Source organism: Actinomadura latina NBRC 106108 (assembly GCF_001552195.1).
Lineage (GTDB): Bacteria > Actinomycetota > Actinomycetes > Streptosporangiales > Streptosporangiaceae > Spirillospora > Spirillospora latina.
Genome location: NZ_BCQS01000016.1, coordinates 66,638 through 81,562, shown reverse-complemented (window position 1 = coordinate 81,562; position 14,925 = coordinate 66,638). Strand labels below are relative to the sequence as shown.

15 protein-coding genes and 1 pseudogene are annotated in these 14,925 nt (G+C 71.3%); 10 read left to right on the top strand and 6 right to left on the bottom strand.

The annotated features are described in order from the left end of the window. From AL2_RS21660 to AL2_RS21640, 5 genes are all read right to left on the bottom strand, one after another. A partial coding sequence (locus AL2_RS21660) for a branched-chain amino acid ABC transporter permease (RefSeq protein ID WP_067636255.1) occupies window positions 1-893 on the bottom strand: 893 nt, incomplete at its 3' end. Window positions 894-923: 30 nt separating this feature from the next. Further along, window positions 924-1,784 carry a branched-chain amino acid ABC transporter permease gene (locus AL2_RS21655; protein ID WP_067636252.1) on the bottom strand — a complete coding sequence of 287 codons (861 nt, stop codon included), beginning with the start codon at window positions 1,782-1,784 and terminating at the stop codon, window positions 924-926. 9 nt (window positions 1,785-1,793) lie between these two features. After that, on the bottom strand, window positions 1,794-3,032 hold the full coding sequence (locus AL2_RS21650) for an ABC transporter substrate-binding protein (RefSeq protein ID WP_067636250.1): 1,239 nt from the start codon (window positions 3,030-3,032) through the stop codon (window positions 1,794-1,796). A gap of 11 nt (window positions 3,033-3,043) precedes the next feature. After that, window positions 3,044-3,736, bottom strand: coding sequence for an ABC transporter ATP-binding protein (locus tag AL2_RS21645; protein WP_067636248.1), 693 nt, complete (start codon window positions 3,734-3,736; stop codon window positions 3,044-3,046). Then, window positions 3,723-4,448 carry an ABC transporter ATP-binding protein gene (locus tag AL2_RS21640; protein WP_210747966.1) on the bottom strand — a complete coding sequence of 242 codons (726 nt, stop codon included), beginning with the start codon at window positions 4,446-4,448 and terminating at the stop codon, window positions 3,723-3,725. The genes AL2_RS21645 and AL2_RS21640 overlap by 14 nt, the downstream gene beginning before the upstream one ends. A gap of 338 nt (window positions 4,449-4,786) precedes the next feature. Between AL2_RS21640 and AL2_RS21635 the strand changes: the two genes are divergently transcribed. Continuing rightward, a complete protein-coding gene (locus AL2_RS21635; protein ID WP_067636243.1) occupies window positions 4,787-6,076 on the top strand; it encodes a tannase/feruloyl esterase family alpha/beta hydrolase in 1,290 nt (429 codons plus the stop codon). A gap of 18 nt (window positions 6,077-6,094) precedes the next feature. On the opposite strand, the gene AL2_RS21630 is transcribed toward AL2_RS21635, so the two are convergent. Beyond that, window positions 6,095-7,123 carry a PHP domain-containing protein gene (locus AL2_RS21630; RefSeq protein WP_067636241.1) on the bottom strand — a complete coding sequence of 343 codons (1,029 nt, stop codon included), beginning with the start codon at window positions 7,121-7,123 and terminating at the stop codon, window positions 6,095-6,097. Between AL2_RS21630 and AL2_RS21625 the strand changes: the two genes are divergently transcribed. From AL2_RS21625 to AL2_RS21585, 9 genes and pseudogenes are all read left to right on the top strand, one after another. Continuing rightward, window positions 7,070-7,534, top strand: a complete 465-nt coding sequence (locus AL2_RS21625) for an ATP-binding protein (protein ID WP_369688515.1) — start codon at window positions 7,070-7,072, stop codon at window positions 7,532-7,534. The genes AL2_RS21630 and AL2_RS21625 overlap by 54 nt on opposite strands. Next, window positions 7,468-7,803 (top strand): annotated as a pseudogene (locus tag AL2_RS21620) (helix-turn-helix domain-containing protein); the annotation flags it as partial. The gene AL2_RS21625 and the pseudogene AL2_RS21620, both read left to right, overlap by 67 nt. Before the next feature lie 131 nt (window positions 7,804-7,934). Next, complete coding sequence (locus AL2_RS21615) at window positions 7,935-8,897, top strand: alpha/beta hydrolase (protein WP_067636237.1); 963 nt, start codon at window positions 7,935-7,937, stop codon at window positions 8,895-8,897. A gap of 194 nt (window positions 8,898-9,091) precedes the next feature. Next, on the top strand, window positions 9,092-10,018 hold the full coding sequence (locus tag AL2_RS21610) for an alpha/beta hydrolase (RefSeq protein ID WP_210747967.1): 927 nt from the start codon (window positions 9,092-9,094) through the stop codon (window positions 10,016-10,018). A 114-nt stretch (window positions 10,019-10,132) separates the two neighbouring features. Next, the gene (locus AL2_RS21605) at window positions 10,133-11,242 is read left to right on the top strand and encodes a PucR family transcriptional regulator (protein ID WP_083946760.1); all 1,110 of its coding nucleotides are present in this window, start codon (window positions 10,133-10,135) and stop codon (window positions 11,240-11,242) included. 89 nt (window positions 11,243-11,331) lie between these two features. Continuing rightward, window positions 11,332-12,249 (top strand): ACP S-malonyltransferase, encoded by a 918-nt coding sequence (locus AL2_RS21600; protein WP_067636236.1) that lies wholly within the window; start codon window positions 11,332-11,334, stop codon window positions 12,247-12,249. Continuing rightward, window positions 12,246-13,214, top strand: coding sequence for a beta-ketoacyl-ACP synthase III (locus AL2_RS21595; protein WP_067636234.1), 969 nt, complete (start codon window positions 12,246-12,248; stop codon window positions 13,212-13,214). The genes AL2_RS21600 and AL2_RS21595 overlap by 4 nt, the downstream gene beginning before the upstream one ends. A 55-nt stretch (window positions 13,215-13,269) precedes the next feature. Then, window positions 13,270-13,521: an acyl carrier protein gene (locus AL2_RS21590; protein ID WP_067636232.1), complete on the top strand. Its 252-nt coding sequence runs from the start codon at window positions 13,270-13,272 to the stop codon at window positions 13,519-13,521. Between the two features lie 86 nt (window positions 13,522-13,607). Next, entirely contained in the window at window positions 13,608-14,915 is a 1,308-nt protein-coding gene (locus AL2_RS21585; protein WP_067636229.1) for a beta-ketoacyl-[acyl-carrier-protein] synthase family protein, read from the top strand. Window positions 14,916-14,925 lie beyond the last annotated feature (10 nt).

Below are 14,925 nucleotides of genomic sequence, written 5' to 3'. Positions count from 1 at the left end.
CCGCGGCGGAACAGCAGCACGACGACGATGAAGATCGCGCCGGTGATGATCCCGGTCTCCTCGAACCCGGCCGTGGCCAGGTAGTCGTTCAGCTCGACGATGAGCGCGGCGCCGATGGCGCCGCCCCACAGGGTGCCGATGCCGCCGAGGACGACCATCATCACGGCCTGGCCCGAGGTCGTCCAGTAGACGCCCTGCAGGGACGCGAAGCCGTGCCCGATGGTGAACAGCCCGCCGGCCAGCCCCGACAGGACCGCCGACAGGACGAAGGCGAGCAGCTTGTAGCGGTCGATGCTGTAGCCGAGCGCCCGCGCCCTGTTCGGGTTGTCGCGGATGGACATCAGGACCCGTCCGAACGGGGAGCGGACGATGCGCCAGGCCACGAACAGCCCGGCCAGCACGAACGGGAGGGCCGCGTAGTAGAAGAAGAAGGGGTCGGACAAGTCGAGCCCGAAGAACTCCCTGGGGATGCCCTGCAAGCCGTTCTCCCCACCAGTCGCGTCCCGCCACTGGTTGGCGACGAAGTACACCATCTGGGCGAACGCCAAGGTGACCATGGCGAAGTAGATGCCGCGCAGCCGCACCGACAGGAACCCGATCGGAACCGCGAGAACGCCCGCGAAGACGGCCCCGCCCAGGACCGCCACAGGGAACGGCAGCCCGGAGTGCAAGGCGATCAGGCCGGTGGCGTACGCGGACCCGCCCCAGAAGGCGGCGTGCCCGAACGACAGGAGCCCGGTGAAGCCGAGCAGCAGGTCGACGGCGGCGGCGAACAGCGCCCAGCAGGCGATGTCCAGCGCGACCGGCGGGTAGATGAACCACGGCAGGACGAGCGCCACGACGAGCCCCACGGCCAGCAGGAACGGCCGTCCGGCCAGCTTGGACAGGATCACTGCTTCTCCTCGCTCACAGGTCCTCCTCGTTCACAGGGCCTCCTCGCGTCCGAACAGGCCGGCGGGGCGCCACAGCAGGACGGCGGCCATCAGGATGAACACCAGCGTCTGCGAGAGCGACGGGACGTAGTAGTTGCCGAGCGCGGAGACGAGCCCGACCGCGAACCCCGCGGCGACCGAGCCGAACACCGACCCGAGGCCGCCGATCACCACGACCGCGAACACCGTGATGATCAGGTCCGAGCCCATCAGCGGGTTGACCGCCCGCATCGGCGCGGCGAGGACGCCCGCGAACGCGGCCAGCGCGATGCCGAACCCGAACACCGGCGTCACCCAGCGGGCGACGTCGATGCCGAGCGCCCGCGACAGTTCCGGCTTCTCGGTCGCCGCGCGGACGATCATCCCGACGCGGGTGCGGGTCAGCACCACCCAGACGGCTCCGCAGAGCAGCACCGACATCGCGAGCACGAACACCTGGTACGCGGGATAGGTGAACAGGCCCAGGTCGATCGACCCGCGCAGCGCGGACGGGCGCGGATACGGCTGCGACTGCACGCCGTACTGCCGTTTGACCAGGTCCTGCAGGATCAGCGCCAGGCCGAACGTGAACAGGAAGTTGTAGAGCGGATCCAGGGGCGCCAGCCGGCGGATGAACAGCCGCTCCAGCACCGTCCCGGCCACGCCCAGGACGACGGGGACGATCGGCAGCGCCAGCCAGAAGTTCACGCCGAACGAGTCGAGCGCGATGAACGCCCCGAACGCGCCGAGCATGTAGAACGCGCCGTGGGCGAAGTTGACCACGCCCAGCATCCCGAAGATGACGGACAGGCCGAGGGCGAGCAGGGCGTAGAACGCCCCGCCCACCAGCCCGTTGAACGCCTGTTGCAGCACGTCAGGCCCTCACAGGTTGCAGGCCGCGTCGGGCTGCTGGAACGCCTCCGCCGCCGGGATCGTCTTGACGATCTTCTCGTAGTCCCAGGGCTCCTTGACCTCGCTGGACGGCTTCACCTGCGCGATGTAGGCGTCGTGGACGAGCAGGTGGTCCTCGGCCCGGATCGTGCCGGTGGAGGTGAACACGTCGTCGACCTTGTGGCCTTCGAGCTGCTTGACCACGGTGTCGGACTTGTCGGTGCCGCCGCGCTGCACGGCCTCCAGGTACTGGAGCGCCGCCGAGTAGTCGCCCGCGTGGACGGCCGTCGGGCGGGTGTCGGTCTTGGCCTTGAACTTGTCGGCCCACGCGCGGTTGCCCGCGTTGGCGTTCCAGTACCAGAAGTCGGTGAAGTACGTCCCCGACAGGGCGTCCGGGGTTAGGGAGTGGATGTCGGTCAGGAACATGAGCCCGACCGCGAGACCGACGCCCTTGTCGCGCAGCTTGTACTCGTTGTACTGCTTCACCAGGTTGACGAGGTCACCGCCGGCCTGCATGGCGCCGAGCACCTGCGGCTTGGGGTCGAGGTTGGGCGCCTTCAGCAGGAACGTGGAGAAGTTGTCGTTCGGGAAGGGCGTCGGGTCGCTCTTCACGACCTTCCCGCCGGCGCCCTTGACGGCCGCCGTGAACGTCTTCTGCATGTCCTGGCCGAACGCGTAGTCCGGGTAGACGATGTACCAGTTCTTGGCACCGTCCTTGGTCACCTCGGTGCCGGTGCCGTGGGCCAGCATGTAGCTGTTGTAGCCGTAGTGGAAGGTGTACTTGTTGCACTGCTTGCCTTCGAGCTCGGTCGTCGCGCCGCCGACGTCGATGAACACCTTCTTCTTGTTCTTCGCGACGGTGGCGACGGCGAGCGCGGCCGAGGAGGTCGGCACGTCCACGATCATGTCGGCCTTCTGCCGGTCGTAGAGCTCCTGCGCCTTGGAGTTGGCGATCTCCGGCTTGTTCTGGTGGTCGGCGGAGATCACCTCGATGTTCTTGCTGACCGCCTTGTCGCCGTACTTGGCCTTGAAGTCGGCGACCGCCATCTCCACCGCCTTGACGGCGTTCTTGCCCGACAGGTCGGCGTACACGCCGGACTGGTCGGTCAGCACCGCCAGGACGATCTTGTCGTCGCTGATCTTGCCCCCGCCCCCGCCGGGGCCGCCCGCGCAGCCGGCCAGCAGCACTCCGGCGGTCGCGATGGCGGCCGAGCGTCCGATGATTCTCATGGGGGTTCTCCCTAGATTCCGAGGTACTGCAGGAGTTCGCTCTCGCGGGCGCGGACCTCGTCGTTGTCCATGGACTCGACGATCCGGCCCTCGGCGAGCAGGTGGTGGCGGTCGGCGACGGTGGCGGCGAAGTGCACGTTCTGCTCGATGAGCAGGACGGTGACCCCGGCCGCCTTGACCTCCCGCAGGATCGCGCCGATCTGCTGGACGATCAGGGGCGACAGGCCCTCGGTGGGCTCGTCGCACAGCAGCAGCCGGGCACCGGTCCGCAGCACCCGGGCCAGTGCGAGCATCTGCTGCTCGCCGCCCGACAGCTTCGTCCCGGGAAACCGGCGCCGTTCTCGAAGGCGGGGGAACGTCTCATAGACCCGCTCCAGCGACCACGGATCGGGACCCATGCGCGGCGGGAGCGTCAGGTTCTCCTCCACCGACAGCGTCGCGAAGATGCCACGGTCGTCCGGGACGTAGCCGAGGCCGCGCCGGGCACGCTTGTGCGAGCTGAGAGCGGAGATGTCGTCGTCCATGAAACGGACCGTTCCGGACGTCCCCTTGTGAAGTCCCATCAGGGCGCGCAGGAGCGTCGTCTTGCCGGCGCCGTTGCGTCCGACGAGCGTGACGATCTCGCCCTCGTCGACGTGCAGGGACACATCACGGAGTGCTTGGGCTTCGCCGTACCAGGCGGACAGTCCGTCAATGCGCAGCATTGGAATCTCCGAGGTAGGCGGTGACGACACGGGGGTCGTGACGGATCTCGGCATAAGGGCCTTCGACGAGGACCTGGCCGTGCTGGAGCACCGTGACCCGGTCGGCGAGGCTGGAGACGACGCTCATGTTGTGCTCGACGAGCACCACCGTCCGTCCGGCGCGCACCTTCTTGACGAGGTCGACCGTCCGGCCGACGTCCTCGACGCCCATGCCGGCGGTCGGCTCGTCCAGCAGCAGCACCTTGGGGTCGAGCGCGAGGGCCAGCGCCAGTTCGAGGGCGCGCTTGCGGCCGTACGCCAGCGCGCCCGCCGCGATGTCCGCGTGCTCGCCGAGGCCGACCTGGCCGAGCAGCTCGGCGGCGCGCTCGCCGTAGCGTCCGAGCGCGCGGTCCGAGCGCCAGAACCGCCAGCCGAGCCCGGACCGCCCGGCCAGCGCCAGCTCCACGTGCTGGCGCGGGGTCAGCTCGGCGAACAGGCTGGTGATCTGGAACGACCTGGCGAGGCCGAGCCGCGCGATCCGCTCCGGTGCCCGGCCCGCCAGTTCGTGGCGGCCCAGCCGGACACTGCCCGCGGTCGGCTTCAGGAACCCGGTCAGCAGGTTGAACAGTGTCGTCTTGCCGGCGCCGTTCGGCCCCACCAGCGCGTGGACGGAACCCTCCCCGATGTCGAGGTCGACGCCGTCCACCGCGCGGAAACCGCGGAACTCCCTCACCAGACCCCGAGCCTGCAGAACCGGAGCCGCCTGAACCGGGGCCGCCTGAACCGGGGCCTCCGGGACGGGGTCGCCCATGCGCCCTCCTCACGCTCGTCGAAGGTGGCCCGGAGCGCACCGGGCCGCCGTGACCGGGAACGCTAGGCCGCGCCCGAAGACCGGACCATGTGAGCCGTCGCCACATTCGGCCCCGCCGATACGGCTGTGACCCACATCACCCGCAGGTCACCACCACCAGCACATGAGGCGCTTCGCCGATGTGTGGACGAACCACGTGGTCGTGGTCACAGCGGACGCCCACCATGGCGGGCACCCTACGTCCTTCCCGAGGAGGCGGAATGCTCGTCCGCACCGTCCTGACCGTCGGCGCCGTCGCCGCCGCCCTGGCCGCACCGGCGCACGCGCAAGAACGCGCGCTCACCGTGCCGGGCGCGGAGAAGCTGGTGACCGCGCGCCTGGACGACCTCACGACCGCCGGGACGATCGCGTCCGGGCACACCGTCCCCGCCGACTTCGCCGGTCTGCACGCCGCCGGAACTCGCAACCCGTCCGGCGTCCCCGGAATCCAGCTGGACGGCTATTTCCCGGACACCTCCACCTTCAACACCAACAACGGCTGGAACCACGACGCGCAGTTCGTCATCCGCCTGCCCGACCATTGGAACGGCGGCCTCGTCGTCGCCGGCTCCCCCGGCAACCGCCGCCAGTACGCCAACGACTTCACCATTTCTGACTGGGCGCTCGGCAAGGGCTACGCCTACGCCGCGACGGACAAGGGCAACAGCGGCCTGGAGTTCTACAAGGACGGCCGCCGCCCCGGCGACGCCGTCGCCGAATGGAACCACCGCCTGACCCAGCTCACCCGCGCCGCCAAGAAGGTCGTCGGCGAACGCTACGGCCGTTCCCCCCGCCGCACCTACGCGGCCGGGATCTCCAATGGCGGCTACCTCGTCCGCTGGCAGCTGGAGAACCGCCCGGAACTCTACGACGGCGGCATCGACGCGGAAGGCACCCTCTGGCGCGCCGGCGGGCCCAACCTGTTCACCTACCTCCCGGCCGTCCTCCGCGCCTACCCGTACTACGCGGCCACCGGCGACCCGTCCGCCCACAAGGCGCTCCTGAAGGCCGGCCTGGCTCCCGGCTCGGAATTCCTCTGGCCATTCCACGACCAGGTCTACTGGGAACTCACCCAGCGCATCTACCGGGAAGAATTCGACCCTTCCTACACGGGCGAGGAGGCCGACTACAACTACGCCGCCCGCCCGAAGAAAGTGCACCGCGCCGTTGCCCGGATCTCCCTCACCGGCCGGATCGGCAAGCCCTTGATCACTCTCCAGGGGACCTACGACTCGCTCCTGCCGATCAGCACCGACTCCGACGTCTACGCGAAACTCGTCCGCGCCCGGGGCAAGGCCCCCTACCGCTATTACCGCCTGGAGGCCGCCAACCACGTCGACGGCCTCTACGACACCTACCCGGACCGCCTGCGCCCTCTCCTCCCCTGCATGCGCACGGCCTTCACGGCCCTCGAATCCTGGACGCGGAACGGCACACCCCCGCCGGCGAGCACCACGCTGCCCCGCCCCGCCTCCGGCGACCTCGTCAACACGTGCTCCCTCACCTCGTGAAAGGGCACCGAGAGTTCGTCAGAGCTTGGAGTGCGTCCAGGTCAGGAGGTCGTCGGCCGGGAGGGTGTTGACGATCCGGGACGCCGGGACCGCGCACCGGGCGGCCCGCTCGCAGCCGAAGGGCTGCCAGTCGAGCTGTCCCGGCGCGTGGGCGTCGGAGTCGATCGAGAAGCGGCAGCCGGCCTCGACGGCGAGGCGCAGCAGGCGCTTGGGCGGGTCGAGGCGCTCCGGACGGGAGTTGATCTCGACGGCGACGTCGTAGGCGGCGCAGGCGTCGAAGACCAGGGCGGCGTCGAACTCCGACTCCGGACGCAGGCCGCCGCGCTTGCCGCCCGACTTCACGATGCGTCCGGTGCAGTGGCCGAGGACGTTCACGCGCGGGTTCGCGATCGCGGCGACCATGCGTGTCGTCATGGCGACGCGGTCCATGCGGAGCTTGGAGTGGACGCTGGCGACGACGACGTCCAGCCTTTCAAGGAGGTCCGGGTCCTGGTCGAGGGTGCCGTCGTCCAGGATGTCGACCTCGATGCCGGTGAGGATGCGGAACGGCGCGAGGCCCTCGTTGAGCGCCGCGACGACGTCGAGCTGGCGGCGGAGGCGGTCGGCGGACAGTCCGTTCGCCACTTTCAGGCGCGGTGAATGGTCGGTCAGCGCGAGGTACTCGTGGCCGAGGGCCCGGGCGGTCTCGGCCATCTCCAGGATGGGCGAGCCGCCGTCCGACCAGTCGCTGTGGGTGTGCAGGTCGCCCTTGAGCGCGGAACGGAGCGCGGCCGCGGCCTCGTCCAGCGGCTCGCCCTCGGTCGCCTCCAGGCGGCGCAGGTAGACGGGGGTCTCGCCGCGCAGCGCCTCCTCGATCACCAGCGCGGTGACCTTGCCGATGCCGGGCAGTGCGGTCAGCGTGCCGTCGCGGGCGCGGTCGGCGAGCTCGTCCGGGGACGTGCGCTCGGCGAGGTCCGCGGCCGTGCGGAACGCCCGGACGCGGTAGGTCGGCTCATGGGCGCGCTCCAGCAGGAACGCGATCCGGCGCAGCGCTTCGACGGGCTCCACGCCTGGCACCGTACCCAGGTACTACGGGACGTGTCCCACCATGGTCGGCCGCCGGGCGTGGGCCTCACCGCGTACCGGATCCTGCAGGAGGCGCTGAGCAACGCGATGCGGCACGCGCCCGGTTCGCAGGTCGAAATCCGGGTTTCCCGGGATGACGGTGATGCTGGCATCGTGGGGCTGGGCGTGGTCAACGGCCCGCCCGGCGGCGGGCAGGTGCCGCGCCCCCCGCTGCCGGGCGGCGGCCACGGGCTGCTCGGGATGCGGGAGCGGGCCGCCGCGCTGGGCGGTGAGCTGACCGCCCGTCCCACGGCCGAGGGAGGATTCGCCGTGACCGCCACGCTGCCGGTGCCGAGCTGGCCGACGCGGTGCGGGTCGTGGCGGCGGGCGACGCGCTGCTGTCCCCGTCGGTGACGCGCCGGCTGATCGCGGAGTTCTCCCGGCTCGGCGGGCCGCGCGCACCGTCCCGCAAGCGGCTGGACGAGCTGACCGAGCGGGAGACGGAGGTCCTGGCGCTGGTGGCGCGGGGGCTGTCGAACGGGGAGATCGCCGGGAAGCTCGTCGTCGCCGAGCAGACCGTCAAGACGCATTTCGGGCGGATCCTGATGAAGCTGGGCCTCCGGGACCGCCCGCAGGCGATCGTCTACGCCTACGAGATCGGCCTGGTCCGGCCCGGCGACTGATACCTGCGCGCGAGACGTCGGACCCGGGTCGCACCCCGCAAGTTCACTCCGCCGGTTGATCTCCGATGCACCGTTCGGTTTCTAGCCTCCTGCTCAGTACCGCGAACCACTGATCGGGAAGGACGCACCGGATGCCGCGTGCCCGCACCACCGTCGCCGCCGTCTCGCTGCTCGCGGTCGGCGCGGCGGGACCGGCGGCGGGTTCCGCCGAACTGTACGCCGCCCCCGCACCGGCGCCCGCGCTGTCGTCCACGACCCTCGACGCCCGCTACGGGGCCACCGGCCGGGACATCGGCCGGGCCCTGGCCACGGCGGAACACCTGCACGACGCGGACCGGACACGGGCACTGTCCGCCTTACTGGCCCCGGGCAGACGGTTCCTGGCCTTCGACCCACGCGGCGACGGACGGGCCGTCGAGGTCATCGGCGACCTGGAGCGCGCCGACCGCATCGCCGTCGTCGTGCCCGGTGCGGACAACGCGCTGGCCAACTACGACTCGCCCAAGTTCGTCGGCGGCGACAGCCGCGCCCTCTATCTGGAGGCCCGCGCCGACGCACCGCGCTCACGCGTCGCCGTGATCGCCTGGCTCGGCTACGACTCCCCCTCGACGCTGAGCCCCGCCGTCCTGACGGACGACAAGGCGGAGGACGGCGCGCGCGGCCTCGAGCGCCTGCTCACCGGCGTCCACCGCGTGAACGGGCACGCCCGGTTCGCCCTGCTCTGCCACAGCTACGGCTCGGTGGTCTGCGCGAAGGCCGCCCGGCGCGTCGCGCCCCTGCCCGTGGACGACATCGCCCTTTTCGGCAGTCCCGGAACAACCGTGGGCAAGGCCGCCGATCTCGGCACGTCCGCGCGCGTATGGGCGGCCAGGGCGAAGGGCGACTGGATGCGTCTCATGCCGAACATCCGCTTCGCCGGGGTCGGCTTCGGCACGGACCCCGTCTCCCCCGGCTTCGGCGCCCTCCGCTTCGACGCGGGCAGGGGCCCGCACAGCGCCTACCTCAAGCCCGGTTCCCCGGCGCTCCGCAACCTCACCATGATCGCCCTCGGCCGCACCGCGGAGGTCACCCGCGCGGCCGGTCACGTTGGGTAGCCTGCACGGGCGGGCCGGTTCGAACGCGGGCAGTCCCGCCCACGTAGAGATCTTGGATGGTAGAGATAGGCAGGATGCCGCCGTACCGCAGGACACCGCCCACGCCCGCCAGGGCACCACGCGGGAGCCGTCGCACCCGGCGCACCCGGCGGCCGCGGCGGCTCCTGGCCGGCGCCGCCTCCATCGCCGTGATCATGCTGACGACGGCCGGGACCGGGCACGCCGACCCCTACGCCGCGCCCGTCTCCGTCCCGACGCTAGCGCCCTCGACACTGGACGTCCGGTACGCCGCCGAACGCCAGGCCATCGAGAGGGCCCTGAAGACCGCGCAGGACGTGGGCGACGTGGACCGGGGCAAGGCGCTCGGTGCGTTCCTCCAGCCCGGACGCCGTTTCCTCTACTTCGACCCGCGCGGCCGCGGACGGGCCATCGAGGTCATCGGCGACATCACCAGGGCGCGGCGGATCGCGATACTCGTCCCGGGGGCCGACACCACGCTTTCCGCGTTCGACAGGCGGGGCGACAAGCCGTGGTCGACGCCGGGCGGCGGCGCGCGCGCCGTCTACGCGCAGGCCCGCTCCATGTCGCCGGACCCCGGCCTCGCGGTCGTCGCCTGGCTCGGATACGCGGCGCCCAAGACGTTCAGCAGTGACGTCCTCACCGACGACAGAGCGTCCGAAGGCGCCGGGAAGCTCCGCCACTTCCTCAAGGGCCTGCATCGGGTTAACCCTGGGGCGACCGTGGGGCTGCTGTGCCACAGCTACGGCTCGGTGGTGTGCGGCCGCGCGGCATTGGACGGCCCCAGCAGCGCCGCCTGGCGCCAGGTCACGGACATCGCCCTGTACGGCAGTCCCGGCACGACGGCATGGTCGGCCGCCACGCTGAGCGGCACGGCCCGCGTCTGGGCGGGACGAGGGTCGGCGGACTGGATGGAGGACGTCCCCCACGTGCGCATCTTCGGGCTCGGGCTCGGCACCGACCCGGTCTCCCCCGCCTTCGGCGCGCGGGTCTTCGACGCCGGATCCGGCGGCCACAGCGACTACCTCGCCCCCGGTTCAGCCTCCCTGCGCAACCTCACCGACATCGCACTCGGGCATGTCTCCGAGGTAAGTCGGGACTGACCGTAATACTCACTTAGGGACGGGCCACGGCCGCCGTGGTGGCACTCTGGGGTGGTGAACACCGCGAACGAGACCGAAATCCGCGAGCTGACCAGCCAGCGCCTGGAGAAGGCGATGGGGACGTTCGGCACCGCGGCTCTGACGAGCATGGAGGAGCAGCTCCCCTGGTTCCGGCGCATGCCGGCCGACCAGCGCTCCTGGATCGGTCTCGTCGCGCAGGCGGGCATCGCCGCGTTCGTCGAGTGGTTCAAGAACAACGAGAAGACGCGCCCGGCCATCGCCGGCGAGGTGTTCGGCACCGCGCCCCGCGAGCTGCTGCGCTCCATCAAGCTGCACCACACCATCGACATGATCCGCGTCATCATCGAGGTGGTGGAGAACCGGCTGGACGAGCTGGCCGCCCCCGGTGGCGAGGCCCAGCTCCGCGAGGCCATCCTCCGCTACACGCGGGACGTCGCGTTCGGCGCGGCCCAGGTCTACGCGCGCGCCGCCGAGACGCGCGCCGCGTGGGACGCGCGGCTGGAGGCCCTCGTCGTCAACGCGGTCCTGCGCGGCGAGGTCGACGACGGCATGCACTCCTGGGCCGCCGCCCTCGGCTGGACGTCCAAGCCCGTCACCGTCATCGCGGGGCTCACCCCGGAGGACGAGGAGCCCGAGGTCACCATCGACCAGATGCAGCTTGCGGCACGCCGCGCGCGCGCCGACGTGCTGGCCGGCGTCCAAGGGCGCCGCGTCATCGTCATCATGGGCGGTGACATCGACCCCATGGAGGCGGCCCGTCCCATCGCCGCCAAGTGCGGTCCCGGGCCCGTCGTCGTCGGCCCGCAGGTCCCCGACCTCTACGACTCCAGCCTCTCCGCGCAGGCCGCCGTCGCCGGGCTGCGCGCCGCCGCCGGATGGCCCGACGCGCCCCGTCCCGTCCAGGCGACCGAACTGCTGCCGGAACGCGCCCTGGACGGCGACGACGACGCGCGCGGCTACCTGGTGGAGAGCGTCTACAACCCCATGCTCGCCGCCGGCGCGCCCCTCCTCGACACGCTCACCACCTACCTCGAACAGGGGTCGTCGCTGGAGGCCACCGCGCGGCTGCTGTTCGTCCACCCCAACACCGTCCGGTACCGCCTGCGGCGGGTCACCGAGCTGACCGGCCTCGCGCCCACCGACGGACGCAACGCCTTCACCCTCCGCATAGCCCTCGTCCTGGGCCGCTTCCAGAACCGCTGACCCCTTGTAGGGGTCGTACAAAGCCCGCTCACCAAAGTTCGTCGTGATCGGTATCGAGGTCCGGGGACATTGACGGCAGGCTGGACGCTGTGATTCTCCTCGCATCGCCCGGCCAGGGCGCCCAGACCCCCGGCTTCCTGCAGCCATGGCTAGAGATACCCGGAGTCGCCGACCGTCTCGCGTGGTGGTCGGCCGTCACGGGGCTCGACCTGGTCAGGTACGGGACGGAGGCGGACGCCGAGGAGATCCGCGACACCGCCGTCGCGCAGCCGCTGCTGGTCGCCGCCGCGCTCGCGGCCTACGAGGTGCTCTACCCGGACGGGGCGCGGCCCGGCGCCGTCGCCGGGCACAGCGTGGGCGAGCTGGCCGCGGCCGCGATCGCCGGGGTGCTGACGCCGGAGGCCGCGCTGGTGCTCGTCCGGGAGCGGGGCCGCGCGATGGCCGAGGCCGCCGCCGTCACCGAGACCGGGATGACCGCCGTGCTCGGCGGGGATCCCGACGAGGTCCTCGCCTCGATCGACAAGCACGGGCTCACCCCCGCGAACGTCAACGGCGCCGGCCAGGTCGTCGCCGCCGGGACGATGGAGAAGCTCGCGAAGTTCGCCGACGAGCCGCCCGCGAAGGCGCGGCTGCGCCCGCTGTCGGTCGCGGGCGCCTTCCACACCGAGCACATGGAGCCCGCCGTCGCGACGCTCCGCCGACTCGCGGCCGGCGCGCCCGTCGCCGACCCGCGCACGACGCTGCTGCAGAACCGCGACGGCGCCGCCGTCGAGGACGGCCGGGAGTTCGTCGGCCGGCTCGTCGAGCAGGTGAGCACGCCCGTCCGCTGGGACTCGTGCATGACCACGATGCGGGACCTCGGCGTCACCGCGATCATCGAGCTGCCGCCCGCCGGGACGCTCACCGGCCTCGCCCGGCGCGAGCTGAAGGGCGTCGAGCTGGTGGCCCTCAAGACCCCCGCCGACCTCGACAAGGCCCGCGAGCTGATCAAGGCGGACGCGTCATGACCGCCGGGCTGCAGATCCCCGAGGTGACCGCCGGCTCCCGCGTCCTGGCGTTCGGCGACTACCGGCCGGCCCGCGTCGTCACCAACGACGAGCTGGCCGAGACCGTCGACACCAACGACGCGTGGATCCGCAGCCGCGTCGGCATCGTGGAGCGGCGCATCGCCGGCGACGACGAGGGCATCGTCGAACTGGGCGTGCACGCCGGCGGCAAGGCCCTCGCCAACAGCGGCCTCGACCCGTCCGACATCGACCTCGTGATCCTCGCGACCTGCTCGGCGGAGTCGCCGATGCCGAGCCACGCCGCGCTCGTCGCGCACCGCCTCGGCATCGAGGCGCCCGGCGCGTTCGACCTCAACGCCGCCTGCGCCGGGTTCTGCTACGCGCTCGCCACCGCCAGCGCCGCCGTCCGGGCCGGCAGCGCCCGCAACGTGCTGGTCATCGGCTCGGAGAAGATGTCCCAGTGGATCGACTGGACCGACCGCTCCACCTGCATCATCTTCGCGGACGGTGCGGGCGCGGCGGTCGTCACGGCCAGCGACTCCGCCGGCATCGGCCCGGTCGTGTGGGGCAGCGCCGGCGACAAGTACGACAAGATCATCATCGATGACCGGCACTCGTTCATCAGGCAGGAGGGGCAGGCGGTGTTCCGCTGGGCCACCACCGCCATCGCGCCCATCGCGCTGCAGGCGTGCGAGCGCGCCGGAGTCAAGCCGGAAGACCTCGCCGCCATCGTCCCGCACCAGGCGAACCTGCGCATCATCGAGGCCATCGCCCGGAAGGTGAAGGCCACGAACGCCGTCGTCGCCGACGACATCGTCCAGTCGGGCAACACCTCCGGCGCCTCGATCCCGCTCGCGATGTCGCGCATGATCGAACGCGGCGACGTACCGTCCGGTGCCCCGGCCCTGCTGGTCGGATTCGGTGCCGGACTGTCCTACGCTGCCCAAGTCATCCAGATCCCGTAGGCCGTCACGCCTCTGGCAGGCTCTGGACCAACCCACCGAAGGAGAACGCAGAACCATGGCAGTCGCCACCGAACAGCAGATCCTGGACGGCCTCGCCGAGATCATCGACGACATCGTCGGCATCGACAAGTCCGAAGTGACCCCCGAGAAGAACTTCATCGACGACCTCGACATCGACTCGCTGTCGATGGTGGAGATCGCCGTGGCCGCGCAGGACCAGTTCGGCGTCGAGATCCCCGACGACGAGCTGCGCAACCTGAAGACGGTCAAGGACGTCATCAACTTCGTCCAGAACCTGCAGAGCTAGATCCGCGGGGAAGGCGCGCCGTCGCTCCGGCCGGAGGCGGCGCGCCCGACCTTCACTCCCCCTCACAGTCCGCAAGGAGCACCCACATGAGCAAGAGCCAGACCAGAGTCGTGGTGACCGGTCTCGGTGCAACGACCCCTCTCGGCGGAGACCTGCCGTCGACCTGGTCCGCCCTGCTCGCCGGAGAGTCCGGGGTCCGCCCCCTGGACTGGGAGGGCGTCGAGGACCTGCCGGTCCGGTTCGCCGCCACGCTGAAGGTCCAGCCGGACGAGGTCCTGCCGCGGCAGTCGATGCGGCGCCTCGACCGCAACCAGGCGATCGCGCTGATCTCCGCCCGCGAGGCGTGGGCGGACGCCGGGTTCGCCCCGGCCGCGGGCGGCAAGCCCCAGAAGGGCATGGAGCGGGCCGGGATCGACGGCGGCTACACCGTGGACGGTGAACGCCTCGGCGTCGTGTTCTCCAGCGGCATCGGCGGCCTGCACACCGCCCTCAACAGCTACGACGTGTTCAAGGAGAAGGGCTGGTCGCGCGTCTCGCCCTTCACCGTCCCGATGCTGATGCCGAACGGCGCCTCCGGGCACGTCGGCATCGAGTTCGGCGCGATGGCCGGCTCGCACGCCCTGGTCAGCGCCTGCGCGTCCAGCGGCGAGGCCGTCGGCTACGCCATCGACATGATCCGCGCGGGCCGCGCCGACGTGGTGATCTGCGGCGGCACCGAGTCGTGCATCCACCCGCTGCAGATGGCGTCGTTCGGCGCCATGCGCGCCATGTCGACCCGCAACGACGACCCGGAGCGCGCGTCCCGGCCCTACGACAAGAACCGCGACGGGTTCGTCCTCGGCGAGGGCGCCGCGGCACTGATCCTGGAGTCGGAGGAGCACGCGCGGGCCCGCGGCGCCCGCGTCCTCGGCATCGCGGCCGGCGCCGGCTACTCCGGCGACGCCTACGACATCGTCCTGCCCGACCCGAGCGGCTCAGGCCAGGCCAAGGCCATGCAGCGCGCCCTCAAGGACGCCGGTCTCGAGCCGTCCGACATCGTGCACGTCAACGCGCACGCCACCTCCACTCCGGCCGGCGACGTGGCCGAGCTCGCCTCCATCAAGGCGGGCCTCGGTGAGGACGCCGCGCGCCAGGTGGCCGTCACCGCCACCAAGTCGATGACCGGGCACCTGCTCGGCGGCGCCGGCGCGCTGGAGTCGGTCTTCACCATCCTCGCGCTGAAGGAGGGCCTCATCCCCTTCGTCGCCAACCTGGAGGACCTCGACGAGGAGGCCGACCTGGACATCGTCCGGGACGAGCCGCGCAAGATCTCCGACGGACCGGCCGCGGCGCTGAACAACTCGTTCGGCTTCGGCGGCCACAACGTGTCGGTCGCCTTCCAGCGCGCTCTCTGACGCACGAGCG

Excerpts from the sequence above, each read along its gene's own strand:
- AL2_RS21650 (WP_067636250.1), bottom strand. The coding sequence starts at position 3,032 with ATGAGAATCATCGGACGCTCGGCCGCCATCGCGACCGCCGGAGTGCTG.
- AL2_RS21645 (WP_067636248.1), bottom strand. The coding sequence starts at position 3,736 with ATGCTGCGCATTGACGGACTGTCCGCCTGGTACGGCGAAGCCCAAGCA.
- AL2_RS21635 (WP_067636243.1), top strand. The coding sequence starts at position 4,787 with ATGCTCGTCCGCACCGTCCTGACCGTCGGCGCCGTCGCCGCCGCCCTG.
- AL2_RS21625 (WP_369688515.1), top strand. The coding sequence starts at position 7,070 with ATGGGCGCGCTCCAGCAGGAACGCGATCCGGCGCAGCGCTTCGACGGG.
- AL2_RS21615 (WP_067636237.1), top strand. The coding sequence starts at position 7,935 with ATGCCGCGTGCCCGCACCACCGTCGCCGCCGTCTCGCTGCTCGCGGTC.
- AL2_RS21610 (WP_210747967.1), top strand. The coding sequence starts at position 9,092 with ATGCTGACGACGGCCGGGACCGGGCACGCCGACCCCTACGCCGCGCCC.
- AL2_RS21605 (WP_083946760.1), top strand. The coding sequence starts at position 10,133 with ATGGGGACGTTCGGCACCGCGGCTCTGACGAGCATGGAGGAGCAGCTC.
- AL2_RS21595 (WP_067636234.1), top strand. The coding sequence starts at position 12,246 with ATGACCGCCGGGCTGCAGATCCCCGAGGTGACCGCCGGCTCCCGCGTC.
- AL2_RS21590 (WP_067636232.1), top strand. The coding sequence starts at position 13,270 with ATGGCAGTCGCCACCGAACAGCAGATCCTGGACGGCCTCGCCGAGATC.
- AL2_RS21585 (WP_067636229.1), top strand. The coding sequence starts at position 13,608 with ATGAGCAAGAGCCAGACCAGAGTCGTGGTGACCGGTCTCGGTGCAACG.